The organism is Curtobacterium sp. BRB10, from assembly GCF_031844325.1.
Taxonomy (GTDB): domain Bacteria; phylum Actinomycetota; class Actinomycetes; order Actinomycetales; family Microbacteriaceae; genus Curtobacterium; species Curtobacterium poinsettiae_A.
The window spans coordinates 243,490-257,523 of record NZ_JAUZVA010000004.1; the positions used below are offsets into that span (position 1 = coordinate 243,490).

Genomic DNA, 14,034 nt, shown 5'->3' on the forward strand with positions numbered 1-14,034 from the left:
GAAGGCCCCATGCACGACGACATCCCCCTCACCACCGGACGCGCCCGACGGGTGCTCGACGAGCGGATCACCCCCGCGGTGCACGCGACCACGACGGCACTCCAGGCCGCCTGGCACGAGCTGCCGGGGGAGCCGGTCCCGCCGGCCGAGGGGCTCGCGCTCACGTTCGAGCCCTACGAGGTCGGCACCCCGTGGGGCGCGGCCTGGGGCACGACGTGGTTCCGGCTGACGGGGACGGTCCCGACCGAGTGGGCCGGACGCCGGGTCGAGGCCGTGATCGACCTCGGCTTCGACAAGAACATGCCCGGGTTCCAGTGCGAGGGGCTCGTGTACCTGGCCGACGGCACCCCCGTGAAGTCGATCAACCCACGCAACCAGTGGGTCCTGGTCACCGAGCGGGCCGAGGGTGGCGAGACCGTCGAGCTCTTCGTCGAGGCCGCGTCGAACCCCGTCCTGCTCGACTACCACCCCTTCCTGCCGACGCAGGAGGGCGACGTGCAGACCTCGTCCTCGAAGCGCCTCTACGCCACCCGCCGGATGGAGCTCGCCGTCTTCGAGTCCGAGGTGCACGAGCTCGCCCTGGACATCGACGTCCTGCTCGAGCTGCAGGCCGAGCTGCCCGCCGGGCCCCGACGCATGCGGATCCTGCAGGCCCTCGACGACGCCCTCGACGCGCTCGACCTGCAGCACATCCCGGAGACCGCCGGGGACGCCCGCGCGGCGCTCGCCGAGGTGCTCGCCGCTCCCGCCGAGGCCTCCGCGCACACGATCTCGGCCGTCGGGCACGCCCACATCGACTCCGCCTGGCTCTGGCCCGTGCGCGAGACCGTCCGCAAGGTCGCCCGCACCACGTCGACCATGACCGAGCTCATCGACCAGACCGACGACTTCCTGTACGGCATGTCGAGCGCGCAGCAGTACGCGTGGATCAAGGAACACCGCCCCGAGGTCTACGCCCGGGTCAAGGCGGCGGTCGAGGCCGGCCGGTTCCTGCCGATCGGAGGCATGTGGGTCGAGTCCGACACCGTGATGCCCACCGGCGAGAGCATCGTCCGGCAGTTCTCGCAGGGGCAGCGGTTCTTCGAGCGCGAGTTCGGCATCCGACCGAAGGGCGTCTGGCTGCCCGACAGCTTCGGGTACTCGCCGGCGCTGCCGCAGCTCATGCGCCGCGCGGGCTTCGAGTGGTTCTTCACGCAGAAGATCTCGTGGAACCAGGTGAACAAGTTCCCGCACCACACGTTCCTGTGGGAGGGCATCGACGGGTCGCGGGTGTTCTCGCACTTCCCGTCGATGGACACCTACAACTCGCGGTTGTCGGGCAGCGAGGTCGCGAAGGCCTCCCGCCAGTTCCGCGAGAACCGGCTCGCCACCGGATCGATCGCCCCGGTCGGCTGGGGCGACGGCGGTGGCGGTACGACCCGCGAGATGACCGGCACCGCCGCGCGGTTGGCGGACCTCGAGGGCAGCGCGAAGGTCCGGTGGGAGCACCCGGACACGTTCTTCGACCGCGCAAGGGCCGAGCTGACCGACCCGCCCGTGTGGGTGGGGGAGCTGTACCTCGAACTGCACCGGGCCACGCTCACGTCGCAGCACGGCACGAAGCAGGGCAACCGCCGGTGCGAGCAGCTGCTCATCGAGGCCGAGCTCTGGGCCGCGACCGCCGCCGCCCGCACCGACTTCACCTACCCGTACGACGAGCTCGACGCCCTGTGGCAGCAGGTCCTGCTCCAGCAGTTCCACGACATCCTGCCGGGCACCTCGATCGCGTGGGTGCACCGCGAAGCGGTCGAACGCTACGCCGAGACGGCCGCGGCGCTGACCGCGATCATCGACCAGGCGCTCTCGGCGCTCGCCGGTGCCGGGGACACGGCCGTCGTCGTGAACCCGGCCCCGTTCCTCCAGGCCGGTGCACCCGCGCAGGGCGCCGTCGTGGCGACCGACGTGCCGGCGGCGACCGCCGTGTCCCTGACCGAGCAGGACGGCGGGTACGTGCTGGCGAACGACCTGGTGCGGGTCATCGTCGACGCGCAGGGGCTCGTGACGAGCGCCGTCGACCTGGCGAGCGGGCGCGAGGCGATCGCGGCCGGCCAGGCGGCGAACCTGCTGCAGCTGCACCAGGACTTCCCGAACATGTGGGACGCGTGGGACGTCGACCGGTACTACCGCAACCGCGTCGAGGACCTCGTGTCGACCACCGGGCTGACCGCGTCGGTCGACGACGCCGGGGTCGCCCGCGTGGTCGTCGAGCGGGCGTTCGGTGACTCGACGGTCCGCCAGGAGATCGTCCTGGCACCCGGCTCGCGCACGCTGGAGTTCGACCAGGTGACCGACTGGCACGAGACCGAGAAGTTCCTCAAGGTCGCGTTCCCGCTCGACGTCCGCGCCGAGCACACCGTCGCCGAGACGCAGTTCGGCGCGCAGAAGCGGGTGACGCACACGAACACCTCGTGGGAGGCCGCGAAGTTCGAGACCTCGATGCACCGCTACGTGCTGGTGTCCGAGCCGGGCTTCGGCGTCGCGCTCGTGAACGACTCGATCCACGGGTTCGACACCACGCGCGACGCCGTCGACGGGCACGTCACCACCACCGTGCGGCTGTCGCTGCTGCGGGCACCGCGGTTCCCGGACCCCGAGACCGACCAGGGCGTGCAGACGCACCGGTACGGCATCGTCATCGGCACCGACCAGCTCGGAGCCACATCGGCCGGCGTGCGGATGAACGCGGGCGCACGCACGATCACCGGAGCGCACGGCTTCGACCCGCTGGTGCAGGTCTCCGGCGACGTCGTGCTGTCGAGCGTCAAGCTCGCCGACGACCGGTCGGGTGACCTGGTCGTGCGCGTGTACGAGCCGTCCGGGCAGCGGGGGACGGCGGCCATCGCCCTGTCCGAGGCCGACGGTGCTGCGTTCGGGCCGGCTGCCGAGGTGACCCTGCTCGAAGAGGCGCTGGCCTCGGCCGGCACCGTCGACGCGTCCTCGTTCGCCGTCGACGCCTACGAGGTCCGCACCTTCCGCTTCCCACGCAAGTGATCCATCCATCCACGCAAGGAGGAACGCCATGAAGAAGTCCACGAAGTTCGGCATCGCGACCGCACTGGTCGCCATGCTCGCGGCACCACTGGTACCCGCTGCAGCATCCGCGGCGCCGTCCTCGTCCGGGGCCAGCCACGGGCAGGGCACGTCACACGGCGGACGCCACGGACACGGACACGGGCACCACGCCGTCCCCACGAAGTCGGGGCCGACGAGCATCGCCTACGTCGAGGTCAACAACGACGAGCTCGCCAACGTCGGGCGGTACACGCTGGAGAACGGTGCGAACGCCTTCGATGTGGCGATCATCTTCGCCGCGAACATCAACCGGGACGCGGACGGCAAGGCGGTCCTGTACGCCAACGAGAACGTGCAGCGAACCCTCGACCAGGCCGCCACGCAGATCCGCCCGCTGCAGGCCAAGGGCATCAAGGTGACGCTCTCGGTGCTCGGCAACCACCAGGGCACCGGGCTGGCGAACTTCACCTCGAAGGCAGCCGCACGGGACTTCGCGGCGCAGGTGTCGGCGACCGTCGAGAAGTACGGACTCGACGGCGTCGACCTGGACGACGAGTACTCCGACTACGGCGTGGGCGGCACCCCGCAGCCGAACCAGCAGTCGATCGGCTGGCTCATCAGTGCCCTGCGTGCGGACATGCCGGGCAAGATCATCTCGTTCTACGACATCGGCCCGTCGTCCGACGCCCTGAAGACGGCGAACCCGTCGATCGGCGGCAAGCTCGACTACGCCTGGAACCCGTACTACGGCACCTACACGGCGCCGACGATCCCGGGCCTGCCGAAGTCGAAGCTGTCCGCCGCCGCGGTCGACATCCAGAACACCCCCGAGGCCACCGCCGTCTCGCTCGCGCAGCGCACGAAGGCCGACGGGTACGGCGTGTTCATGACGTACAACCTGCCGGGAGGCGACGAGTCCGCCTACGTCTCGTCGTTCACGAAGGTGCTGTACGGACAGGCCGCGTCGTACCGCTGATGCTTCCGTCCTGACGGCGGCTCGCGCCCTGTGCTCCCCGGCTCCGGCCTGGAGGCGCGGGGCGCGTCCGTCGTCCGGGTCCCGCCGGTCTGGCTCCCGCGGCGCGGTGCGAGGGGTCCCGCGTTCGGCGCTTGGCGTGGTGCGAGGTTGGGGACCCAGGGTTCGCCCTGGTGCGAGGTTGCGCACTCGGTGCGAGCACGCGGCCATCGCACCGAGTGCGGAACCTCGCACGGAGTTCGGCGGACCTCGCACCGTGCGAGGTGCGCGGCCGTACGATCGCCGCATGGAGCTCGAGTTCCGCGGCGAGGTGATCGAGTGGCGCGGCCCGTCACCGTTCTTCTTCGCCGTCGTGCCACCGGACGCCGCCGAGGTCATCGCGGACCTCGCACCGGTGCTCACCTACGGGTGGGGTGTGATCCCGGCACGCGTGACGATCGGCTCGGCGACGTGGACGACGTCGCTCTTCCCGAAGGACGGTGGGTACCTCGTGCCGTTGCGTGCGGCGGAGCGGAAGCGTGCCCGGGTGGAACTCGGCGACTCCCCGGAGATCACCCTCGAGTTCGCCGGCCCCTGACGGAGAGCCACCGACCGCCAGTCCTCCACAGGTCCGTCGATCGCGATACCTCCGCACAGCCATCGACGTCGGGCCCCGGTGTCGCGGTCCTGCTCCCTACCGTCGAAGGTGTGGAGGGGAGGTGGCGATGGTCGAACGACCACGACATCCCAAGAAGGACATCGAACGGGTCATGCGCGGGGCAGAGGCGAGGGGATGGCGCTTCGCGAAGGGGAGGAAGTACTACAAGGCGTACTGCCCGTGCGGCGAACACCTGCACACGGTCCACTTGACGCCGTCGAACCCCTGGTACGTTGTGCATCTGAAGTATCGGCTCGCGCGAACGGGCTGTGAGGACGGGAGAACGTGATGACGAACTACCTCGTGCGGCTCGAGTGCGTGGCGCAACTCGGGGCAGCGGACGATCCGCGCGCAGCCCTCTCGGCGGACTTCGACGCCATCGCGGAAGCACTCTTCGACCTCGACGACGTGCGCGACCAGGACCTGACCGCTGACCTGTCGACCGGCACGCTCACCTTCTCGATCGGTGTCGACGCGGACGACGAGTCCGGTGCGCTCGACCGTGCGCTCGGTGCCGTCCGGACCGCGCTGCACGTCGCTGGACGCGGCACTCCCGGTTGGGAGCAGCACTACCGGATGCTGCGGCAGGAAGTCGGAGAAGCGCCGCTCGGAGCGCTCTAGGGGAGGCTGGGGAGCGAGCGACCGTTCGTCGTCTCAGCTGTCGTGCGTCACAACCAGGTGGCGACGCCGCCGTGCCCGGAGCAGGTCCCTCGCCGTGACTGGCTGTAGCTGTAGGCACCGTCGACGCACGAGGTTGATCCCTCGGTGCACCGGAAGAACCTCGCACCGAGCGTGCAACCGTGCATCAGCCGACGAAGCGCGGGGCAGGAGGAAGAAGAGAGGGGATGACGGGAATCGAACCCGCGTGGCCAGTTTGGAAGACTGGGGCTCTACCATTGAGCTACATCCCCGCGCCTGCGCACCAGGCGCAGCCCGACCATCGTAGCGGACGAACGAGCACCGACATGCCGACGCGCGTCATCCCGAAGCCGGACGCCGGTGCCGAGCGCACCATCCGCTGGTCGCGGGTGGTCTCGTACGTGCTGGTGGTCCTCGCCGCCGCGGTGCTGTCCCTGCGCCCCGACCTGTTCGGCGATCCGCAGTCGCAGCCCGCGCACGCACTGCTGCACGTCTGGCGGATCGTCGTCGGGCTGCTGCTCGCGGTCGCCGCCCTCGGGGTCCAGGTGGCCGTCGGGATCCGGTGGCGGCGGGGTCTGCGACGCGCCGCGGAGGACGACTGAGCAACCCCCGGGAACAGCGCGCCGTCGGACCGCTAGACTCACCGGGGTCGCATGCGCCCTGCGCGTGCGCGGCCGATCCCTGGCACAGACCAACGGGGCGTAGCTCAGCTTGGTAGAGCGCCCGCTTTGGGAGCGGGAGGTCGCAGGTTCAAATCCTGTCGCCCCGACCAGGTCCTTCGAGCACCACCGACCACACGAACGTCAACCAACAGGAGAACATCCCTTGGCCACCAGCACCGTCGACAAGGTGAGCGACACCCGCGTCAAGCTCACCGTGAACGTGACGCCGGACGATCTCAAGCCGAGCATCGACCACGCCTACAAGCACATCGCCGAGCAGATCAACATCCCCGGCTTCCGCAAGGGCAAGGTCCCGCCGGCGATCGTCGACCAGCGCGTCGGCCGCGGCGAGGTCCTGAACCACGCCGTCGGTGACGCCATCGACAACTTCTACCGCCAGGCGGTCGAAGAGCAGGAGCTGCGTATCCTCGGTCGCGCCGAGGCCGACGTCGCCGAGCTGCCGAACGTCGCGGACTTCACCGGTGACCTCGTCCTCACCTTCGAGGTCGACGTCCGCCCCGAGTTCGACCTGCCGGACTACTCCTCGTACGAGCTCACCGTCGACGCCGTCGAGGTGTCGGACGACGAGATCGAAGAGGAACTGCAGAACCTCCGCACCCGCTTCGGCACGCTCGTGACGGTCGACCGTCCGGCGAAGACCGGCGACTTCGCGCAGATCGACCTCACCGCCACCATCGGTGACGACGAGGTCGACTCGGCCACCGGCGTCTCCTACGAGATCGGCTCCGGCGACCTGCTCGAGGGCATCGACGAGGCGCTCGAGTCCCTGACCGCCGGTGAGTCGACGACCTTCGAGTCGAAGCTCGTCGGCGGCGACCGCGAGGGCGAGACCGCCCAGATCGCCGTCACCGTCACCGCCGTCAAGGAGCGCGAGCTCCCCGAGGCCGACGACGAGTTCGCCCAGATCGCCAGCCAGTTCGACACCATCGACGAGCTCAAGGCGGACCTCAAGGAGCAGATCGCGAAGTCCAAGACCTTCGGACAGGGTGCCGCGGCTCGCGACAAGCTCGTCGAGAAGCTCACCGAGGACGTCAACATCCCGATCTCGGAGCAGCTCATCGCGGACGAGGTGCACCGTCACCTCGAGCAGGAGAACCGCCTCGAGGACGAGGAGCACCGCAAGGAGGTCTCCGAGTCCAGCGAGACCGCCTTCCGCTCGCAGATCCTCCTCGACGCGATCGCCGAGAAGGAAGAGATCCAGGTCTCGCAGGAGGAACTGACCCAGTACCTCATCCAGGCCGCCGCGCAGTACGGCATGGAGCCGGCCGAGTTCATCAAGGTCATCGACCAGAACGGCCAGATCCCCGGCATGGTCGGCGAGGTCGCTCGTTCGAAGGCGGTCGCGACCGTCCTGTCCAAGGTGACCGTCAAGGACACCAACGGCGACGCCGTCGACCTGTCCGCCTTCACGGCGGGCGTCGCGCAGGAGCCGGCAGGCGACGCCGAGTAACGATCTCGACGCCACCAGCACGAAGGACGGGAGGCACGGTGCCAGCTGGCACCGTGCCTCCCGTCCGTTGTTTCCGCACCTTCGCATTGCCGACAGCGAACAGACGAGAACTGGTGCGTTGCACCCGATAAGTTCGACAACAAGCGACAACTGAACGGGAGCTTTTCCATGGCCGAAGCAACACTGAACCCCAGTGTTTTTGACCGCCTTCTGAGAGACCGGATCGTGTGGCTCGGCTCCGAGGTCCGCGACGACAACTCGAACGAGATCGCAGCCAAGCTGCTGCTGCTCGCCGCCGAGGACCCTGAGAAGGACATCTACCTCTACATCAACTCGCCCGGTGGTTCGATCACCGCCGGCATGGCGATCTACGACACGATGCAGTTCGTCCCGAACGACATCGTCACCGTGGGCATCGGCCTCGCCGCGTCGATGGGACAGTTCCTGCTGTCCTCCGGCACGCCCGGCAAGCGCTACATCACGCCGAACGCGCGCGTGCTGCTCCACCAGCCGTCCGGTGGCTTCGGCGGCACCGCGGCCGACATCCAGACGCAGGCCAAGGTCATCCTCGACATGAAGCAGCGCATGGCGGAGCTCACGGCCGAGCAGACCGGCAAGTCGATCGAGCAGATCCTCAAGGACAACGACCGCGACAACTGGTTCACGGCGCAGGAAGCGCTCGAGTACGGCTTCGTCGACCACCTCCGCGCTTCGAGCGCCGAGGTCATCGGCGGTGGTGGCACCGTCGGCGACGGCGAGACGCCCACCAGCGCAGCCGAGCCCGACGCCCAGTCCTGATCACCACCGAAGAAAAGGAAACGAGAATGCATCTCCCCATGCTCGGTGGCGCGCAGAACGTCCCGGCTCCGTCCAATCGGTACATCCTGCCGAGCTTCGAAGAGCGCACGGCCTACGGCTACAAGCGCCAGGACCCGTACGCCAAGCTGTTCGAGGACCGCATCGTGTTCCTCGGCGTGCAGGTCGACGACGCGTCGGCTGACGACGTCATGGCCCAGCTGCTCGTGCTCGAGTCGATGGACCCCGACCGCGACATCGTGATGTACATCAACTCGCCCGGTGGCTCGTTCACCGCGATGACGGCGATCTACGACACGATGCAGTACATCCGTCCGCAGATCCAGACGGTCTGCCTCGGCCAGGCTGCCTCGGCCGCGTCGGTGCTCCTCGCCGGTGGCACGCCCGGCAAGCGCCTCGCACTGCCGAACGCCCGTGTGCTGATCCACCAGCCCGCGACCCAGCAGGGTGGCGGTCAGGCGTCCGACATCGAGATCCAGGCGGCGGAGATCCTCCGCATGCGCACCTGGCTCGAGGAGACGCTGTCGAAGCACTCCAACAAGACGCCGGAGGAGATCAACCACGACATCGAGCGCGACAAGATCATGTCCGCGCAGGAAGCCGTGGAGTACGGCCTGATCGACCAGGTCCTCACCAGCCGCAAGAACCTGCCGGCGCTCGTCAAGTAGCACCAGCAGAACGACGAAGGCCCCGCACCGGACGGTGCGGGGCCTTCGTCGTCGTGCGGTGGTCAGTCGTCGGTGTCGTCGGTGTCGTCGGACTCGGGGGCCGGCTTGCGGCGCAAGAGCAGCAGCACCGCTACGACGACGCCGACCAGCACGACGCCACCGGCGCCGATCCAGATCGCGTCGGACGCGGCCGAGTCGCTCGACCCCGAGGCCGTGCCGGTCGTGGTGTCCGAGCCGGCGTCGTCGTCACCCGCGGTGGCGCAGGTCGGGGGCTTCGCCGCGCCCGAGGCCGGCGTGAAGCCCGACGGCGCCTTCCACGTGAAGGGGTACTCGTCGGACACGGTGTGCCCGTCGGCGGAGACGATCTGCCACTCGACGGTGTACTTGCCCGAGTCGCCGAGTGCGGCGGCCGTGGTCATCGACGGCCCCTCGACGTCGACGCAGCCGTCCTCGTAGTACCTGCCGTCGGGGCCGACGATGCGGAACGCGAAACCCGACCCCGAGTCGCCGATGTCGAGCAGCCTGTCGTTCGTCGTGATGTCGAACGTCTCCGGCAGCTCGGTCAGGGTGCCGCCGACCTCCGGGTCCGACGAGATCAGGTAGTTGTGCGCGCTGGCGGGGCCGGCGAGCCCGAGGACCGCACCACCGGCGATCGCGACGGCCGCGGCGGTCCCGGCCACGAGCCTCCGGGCAGAGGACCACGGCCGGGACCGACGCGAACCGCGCTGCGTCACTTGGCGGAGCTCCGACGACGCGTGCCGGCGACGGCGACGACCAGGGCGACGGCGCCGAGCACCAGGCCGCCGAGGCCGAGGAACCGACCGACCAGGTCGGGGTCGCTCGAGGTGGTCGTTCCGGCGGCCTCGGCCGTCGGGGTCGCGGCGATCGGGTCACCGTCGTCGTCCGTCGCCTCGGCGGCGGTCAGCGTGATCGAGGGTGCCGGGTGCTCGGGCTCGGCTTCGCCGGCCTGCTGCTCCTGGTTCCACTCGACGCTGCCCTTCTCGCAGGTCTGGATCGCGGGGAACTCGACGAGGTCACCGGCCTTGCCGTCCGGCAGCGAGAACGAGAGGGCGAAGGTGTCGCGCTCGTCGGCGGGCAGGGGGGTCTTCGCGGTGTACGTGACGCTGGTGACGCGCTCGGCGGCGGCCTCGTGCTCGTCGTCGGCGGCGGACGGGTCGGTGTAGGGCTCGGTCGCCTTCGTGATCTTCCAGTTCGGGTTCACGGTGGGCGTGACCTCGATGACGGACTCCGGCACCTGGAACTCGATCTTCGTCGTGGGGGAGCCGTCGCAGCCGTGCGGGACCGAGAAGGTCGCCGTGGTGTACGAGTTCGCTGCGGTCGACGTGGCCGTGGCGGACACGTGCGCGCTGGCCGCCGTGGCGCTGCCGAGGACGATGACGGCTGCGACACCGAAGGTGACGGCGCCGCCGGTGGCGAGACGCTTCTGCATGGGGTTCCTTCCGGGGTGGTCCTGCACTGCTGTTCTACAAGATGTAGAGAAGTCCGGATCACCGTAGCAGGCTCGCACGCCCTGGGCGAACGCGCGGGCGGATCCCGGAGGGGCATCGCGGTCGGTGTCACCGGTTGCGGTTAGGCTCGTGTCCACGACGAGGTGCCCACCAGCAGCGGTGCACCAGCGGTGGTGCGACAGCGCGGCCGGCATGTCCAATCAGGGAGGCACGGGAATGGCACGCATCGGAGAGAGCGGCGATCTCCTCAAGTGCTCGTTCTGCGGCAAGAGCCAGAAGCAGGTCCAGCAGCTCATCGCCGGACCGGGCGTCTACATCTGCGACGAGTGCGTCGAGCTCTGCAACGAGATCATCGAGGAACGTCTGGCCGAGGCGGGCGAGGACACCGCGAGCGGGGACTTCGAACTGCCCAAGCCGCGGGAGATCTTCGACTTCCTGCAGGAGTACGTCATCGGGCAGGACCCGGCCAAGCGTGCCCTCGCGGTGGCCGTGTACAACCACTACAAGCGCGTCCGCGCCCAGGGCCAGATCACCGCCGCCGAAGACCGCGACGACATCGAGATCGCCAAGTCGAACATCCTGCTCATCGGCCCGACCGGCTGCGGCAAGACGTACCTGGCGCAGACCCTCGCCAAGCGCCTCAACGTGCCGTTCGCTGTCGCAGACGCCACCGCCCTGACCGAGGCCGGCTACGTCGGCGAGGACGTCGAGAACATCCTCCTCAAGCTCATCCAGGCCGCCGACTACGACGTGAAGCGCGCCGAGACCGGCATCATCTACATCGACGAGGTCGACAAGATCGCGCGCAAGGCCGAGAACCCGTCGATCACCCGCGACGTCTCGGGCGAGGGCGTGCAGCAGGCGCTGCTCAAGATCCTCGAGGGCACGGTCGCCTCGGTCCCGCCGCAGGGCGGCCGCAAGCACCCGCACCAGGAGTTCATCCAGATCGACACGACGAACGTGCTGTTCATCGTGGCGGGTGCGTTCGCCGGGCTCGAGGACATCGTGTCCTCACGCGTCGGCAAGCGCGGGATCGGCTTCGGGGCACCCCTGCACAGCGCCACCGACCACCAGGACCTGTACTCCGAGGTGCTGCCGGAAGACCTGCACAAGTTCGGTCTGATCCCCGAGTTCATCGGTCGTCTGCCCGTCGTCACCACGGTGTCGCAGCTCGACCAGGCGGCGCTCATGCAGATCCTGACCGAGCCGAAGAACGCGCTCGTCAAGCAGTACCAGCGGATGTTCCAGATCGACGGCGTCGAGCTCGAGTTCGACCAGGGTGCGCTCGAGGCCATCGCGGACCTCGCGGTGCTGCGCCAGACGGGTGCCCGTGGCCTCCGGGCGATCCTCGAAGAGGTCCTCGGCCCGGTGATGTTCGACGTCCCGTCCGACGACGACGTCGCCCGCGTGGTGATCACCCGCGAGTCCGTGCTCGAGAACGCCGCGCCGACGATCGTGCCGCGACCCCGGGCCAAGCGCGTCGAGAAGTCGGCGTAGCGCGCCGCCCCTTCGCCGTCCACGACGGACACGACCAGAACGACAGAACACCTCGAGATCTCGAGGTGTTCTGTCGTTCTGGTCGTGTCCCGCCGAGGGGCCGGCTACTCCAGCCCGCGGCGCCGCAGCAGCGGACCGACCTCGGCATCACGGCCGCGGAAGTCCCGGTACGCCTCGAGCGGGTCCTTCGCCCCGCCGACCCCGAGCAGACGCTCAGCGAACCGCTTGCCGGCCGCACGGTCCAGCCCGCCGTTGTCGCGGAACCACTCCACCGTGTCGGCGTCGAGCACCTCGGACCAGATGTACCCGTAGTACCCGGCGTCGTACCCGCCCGAGAACGTGTGCGCGAAGTACGTCGACGAGTACCGCGGCGGCACGGCCTCGACGGCGATGCCGGCGGCTGTGAGGGCGTCTCGTTCGAAGTCCTCGACGGACGTCACCGCGGCCGCCTCAGCGGCCGACAGCCGGTGCCACGCCTGGTCGAGCAGCGCTGCGGCGAGGTACTCGGTCGTACCGAAGCCCTCGTTGAACCCCTCGGACTCGCTGAGCCCCAGGACGAGCTCGGGCGGCAGGGGCGCCCCGGTCTCGTGGTGCTTCGCGTAGTTCGCCAGCACGGACGGCCACGACAGCCACATCTCGTTCACCTGGCTCGGGAACTCGACGAAGTCGCGCTCGACGTTCGTGCCCGAGAACCGCGGGTAGGTGGTGCGGGCGATGAGGCCGTGCAGGGCGTGCCCGAACTCGTGGAAGAGCGTCTCGACCTCGTCCTGGATGAGCAGGGTGGGGGAGCCGGCAGCGGGCTTCGCGACGTTGAGGTTGTTGACCACGACGGGCAGGGTGCCGAGCAGCTCGGACTGCTCGACGACCGGGTTCATCCACGCGCCGCCGCGCTTGCCGTCGCGCGTGTAGAGGTCGAGCAGGTACAACCCGACGGGCTCGCCGTCGTCGCCGGTGACCTCGAAGACCCGGACCTCGTCGTTGTAGCCGTGCAGGTCCGGGCGCTCGGTGAAGGTCAGGCCGTACAGGGCGCCGGCGGCGTGGAAGACCCCGTCGTGCAGGACCCGGTCGGCCTCGAAGTACGGGCGGAGCGCGGTGCTGTCCGCGGCGAACTGCTCGCCGCGCAGGATCTCGGTGGCGTACGCCCAGTCCCACGACTCGATGTCGAACCCGACCGTGCGCGACCGGACCGCGCGTTCGTCGTCGGCGTTCCGTGCGGCGGCGCCGACGAGCGAGGACAGCAGTCCGTCGACGGCCTCGGGGGTCTTCGCCGTCTCGTCGGCGGTGACCACGGCCGCGTGGTTCGGGAACCCGAGCAGCTCGGCCCGCTCGGCCCGGAGCCGGACGATGCGGAGCAGCACCTCGCGGTTGTCGTACTCGTTGCCGCGACGACCGCGGGCGAGCGAGGCGCGCATGATCCGCTCGCGCAGGGCACGGTTCGCCAGCGAGGACAGCCACGGGTGTCCGGTGTAGAGCGGCAGTGTGATGAGCCAGCCGTCGAGGCCCCGGTCGGCGGCAGCGGCGGCGGCGGCGGACTTCGCCCCGTCGTCGAGCCCCTCGAGTTCGTCCTCGCTGGTCACGTGCACGGCGGAGTCGTTGGTGTCCTCGAGCAGGTTCCGCTCGAAGGTCGTCGTGCGGGTCGAGAGCTCCTGGTTGATCGCCGTCAGACGCTCCTTGCCCTCGTCGTCGAGACCGGCGCCGGCCAGGGTCATCTCGGCGTGGGTCCGCTCGACCAGCCGCAGTGCCTCACCGGTCAGTCCGGCGGCCTCGGCGCCGTCGAGCACCTCCTGCACGCGGGCGTACAGCCGGGAGTCGAGCGTGATCGCGTCGCGGTGTGCGGCGAGGAGCGGGGAGACCTCGGCCTCGAGGTCGTGCAGCTCCGGGGTGGAGTCGGCCGACGACAGCGTGAAGAACACGTGGCTGACGCGGGTGAGCAGCTGCCCGGACCGCTCGAGTGCGACCAGGGTGTTCTCGACCGTCGGGGCGTGTGGATCGGTGGCGATGGCCTCGACCTCGGCGCGCTGCTCGGCCATGCCGGCTTCGAACGCCGGTCGGTAGTGCTCGAGTCGCACGTCGCCGAAGGGCGGCAGGGCGTAGGGGAGGGTGCTCGGGACGTCGAACGGGGTTGCCATCTGCCCACCCTATGCACGGGTG

General features: G+C 69.5%; 13 protein-coding genes and 2 tRNA genes. 10 read left to right on the forward strand and 5 right to left on the reverse strand.

What is annotated here, in order from left to right; all coding sequences use genetic code 11:
- The first annotated feature begins 9 nt into the window (after positions 1-9).
- The 4 genes from Q9R26_RS10570 to Q9R26_RS10585 all read left to right on the forward strand — a co-directional run bounded on the left by Q9R26_RS10570 (position 10) and on the right by Q9R26_RS10585 (position 5,282).
- Entirely contained in the window at positions 10-3,030 is a 3,021-nt protein-coding gene (locus tag Q9R26_RS10570; protein WP_311227250.1) for a glycoside hydrolase family 38 C-terminal domain-containing protein, read from the forward strand.
- A 28-nt stretch (positions 3,031-3,058) separates the two neighbouring features.
- Positions 3,059-4,027 (forward strand): endo-beta-N-acetylglucosaminidase H, encoded by a 969-nt coding sequence (locus Q9R26_RS10575; RefSeq protein WP_311227251.1) that lies wholly within the window; start codon positions 3,059-3,061, stop codon positions 4,025-4,027.
- Positions 4,028-4,310: 283 nt separating this feature from the next.
- A complete protein-coding gene (locus Q9R26_RS10580; RefSeq protein WP_311227252.1) occupies positions 4,311-4,601 on the forward strand; it encodes a DUF1905 domain-containing protein in 291 nt (96 codons plus the stop codon).
- A gap of 348 nt (positions 4,602-4,949) precedes the next feature.
- Entirely contained in the window at positions 4,950-5,282 is a 333-nt protein-coding gene (locus Q9R26_RS10585) for a hypothetical protein (protein ID WP_311227253.1), read from the forward strand.
- 47 nt (positions 5,283-5,329) lie between these two features.
- On the opposite strand, the gene Q9R26_RS18605 is transcribed toward Q9R26_RS10585, so the two are convergent.
- Together Q9R26_RS18605 and Q9R26_RS10590 are read right to left on the reverse strand one after the other, a co-directional pair.
- The gene (locus Q9R26_RS18605; protein ID WP_396136824.1) at positions 5,330-5,467 is read right to left on the reverse strand and encodes a DUF3761 domain-containing protein; all 138 of its coding nucleotides are present in this window, start codon (positions 5,465-5,467) and stop codon (positions 5,330-5,332) included.
- 34 nt (positions 5,468-5,501) lie between these two features.
- Positions 5,502-5,572: transfer RNA gene (locus tag Q9R26_RS10590), tRNA-Gly, on the reverse strand.
- A gap of 54 nt (positions 5,573-5,626) precedes the next feature.
- On the opposite strand from Q9R26_RS10590, the gene Q9R26_RS10595 reads away from it, so the two are divergent.
- From Q9R26_RS10595 to Q9R26_RS10615, 5 genes are all read left to right on the forward strand, one after another.
- Positions 5,627-5,902, forward strand: a complete 276-nt coding sequence (locus tag Q9R26_RS10595; protein ID WP_111054863.1) for a hypothetical protein — start codon at positions 5,627-5,629, stop codon at positions 5,900-5,902.
- A gap of 93 nt (positions 5,903-5,995) precedes the next feature.
- Positions 5,996-6,072 (forward strand) — tRNA-Pro (locus Q9R26_RS10600).
- Between the two features lie 53 nt (positions 6,073-6,125).
- Complete coding sequence (gene tig, locus Q9R26_RS10605; protein WP_182064840.1) at positions 6,126-7,433, forward strand: trigger factor; 1,308 nt, start codon at positions 6,126-6,128, stop codon at positions 7,431-7,433.
- A 168-nt stretch (positions 7,434-7,601) separates the two neighbouring features.
- Positions 7,602-8,231: an ATP-dependent Clp protease proteolytic subunit gene (locus Q9R26_RS10610; RefSeq protein WP_182064839.1), complete on the forward strand. Its 630-nt coding sequence runs from the start codon at positions 7,602-7,604 to the stop codon at positions 8,229-8,231.
- 26 nt (positions 8,232-8,257) lie between these two features.
- Positions 8,258-8,917 (forward strand): ATP-dependent Clp protease proteolytic subunit, encoded by a 660-nt coding sequence (locus tag Q9R26_RS10615; RefSeq protein ID WP_027464696.1) that lies wholly within the window; start codon positions 8,258-8,260, stop codon positions 8,915-8,917.
- 62 nt (positions 8,918-8,979) lie between these two features.
- Here the strand turns inward: Q9R26_RS10615 and Q9R26_RS10620 are convergent, their stop codons facing one another.
- A complete protein-coding gene (locus tag Q9R26_RS10620) occupies positions 8,980-9,597 on the reverse strand; it encodes a copper resistance protein CopC (RefSeq protein WP_311227254.1) in 618 nt (205 codons plus the stop codon).
- A gap of 50 nt (positions 9,598-9,647) precedes the next feature.
- Positions 9,648-10,367, reverse strand: a complete 720-nt coding sequence (locus tag Q9R26_RS10625) for a YcnI family protein (RefSeq protein WP_311227255.1) — start codon at positions 10,365-10,367, stop codon at positions 9,648-9,650.
- A 235-nt stretch (positions 10,368-10,602) separates the two neighbouring features.
- Between Q9R26_RS10625 and clpX the strand changes: the two genes are divergently transcribed.
- Positions 10,603-11,883 (forward strand): ATP-dependent Clp protease ATP-binding subunit ClpX, encoded by a 1,281-nt coding sequence (clpX, locus tag Q9R26_RS10630; RefSeq protein WP_182064836.1) that lies wholly within the window; start codon positions 10,603-10,605, stop codon positions 11,881-11,883.
- Between the two features lie 104 nt (positions 11,884-11,987).
- Here the strand turns inward: clpX and Q9R26_RS10635 are convergent, their stop codons facing one another.
- Entirely contained in the window at positions 11,988-14,012 is a 2,025-nt protein-coding gene (locus Q9R26_RS10635) for a M3 family metallopeptidase (protein ID WP_311227256.1), read from the reverse strand.
- Positions 14,013-14,034: the final 22 nt, after the last annotated feature.

Coding starts and splice junctions, on each gene's coding strand:
- Q9R26_RS10625 (WP_311227255.1), bottom strand. CDS start 10,367: ATGCAGAAGCGTCTCGCCACCGGCGGCGCCGTCACCTTCGGTGTCGCA.
- Q9R26_RS18605 (WP_396136824.1), bottom strand. CDS start 5,467: ATGCACGGTTGCACGCTCGGTGCGAGGTTCTTCCGGTGCACCGAGGGA.
- Q9R26_RS10575 (WP_311227251.1), top strand. CDS start 3,059: ATGAAGAAGTCCACGAAGTTCGGCATCGCGACCGCACTGGTCGCCATG.
- Q9R26_RS10595 (WP_111054863.1), top strand. CDS start 5,627: ATGCCGACGCGCGTCATCCCGAAGCCGGACGCCGGTGCCGAGCGCACC.
- Q9R26_RS10585 (WP_311227253.1), top strand. CDS start 4,950: ATGACGAACTACCTCGTGCGGCTCGAGTGCGTGGCGCAACTCGGGGCA.
- Q9R26_RS10615 (WP_027464696.1), top strand. CDS start 8,258: ATGCATCTCCCCATGCTCGGTGGCGCGCAGAACGTCCCGGCTCCGTCC.
- Q9R26_RS10610 (WP_182064839.1), top strand. CDS start 7,602: ATGGCCGAAGCAACACTGAACCCCAGTGTTTTTGACCGCCTTCTGAGA.
- Q9R26_RS10570 (WP_311227250.1), top strand. CDS start 10: ATGCACGACGACATCCCCCTCACCACCGGACGCGCCCGACGGGTGCTC.
- Q9R26_RS10580 (WP_311227252.1), top strand. CDS start 4,311: ATGGAGCTCGAGTTCCGCGGCGAGGTGATCGAGTGGCGCGGCCCGTCA.
- clpX (WP_182064836.1), top strand. CDS start 10,603: ATGGCACGCATCGGAGAGAGCGGCGATCTCCTCAAGTGCTCGTTCTGC.
- Q9R26_RS10635 (WP_311227256.1), bottom strand. CDS start 14,012: ATGGCAACCCCGTTCGACGTCCCGAGCACCCTCCCCTACGCCCTGCCG.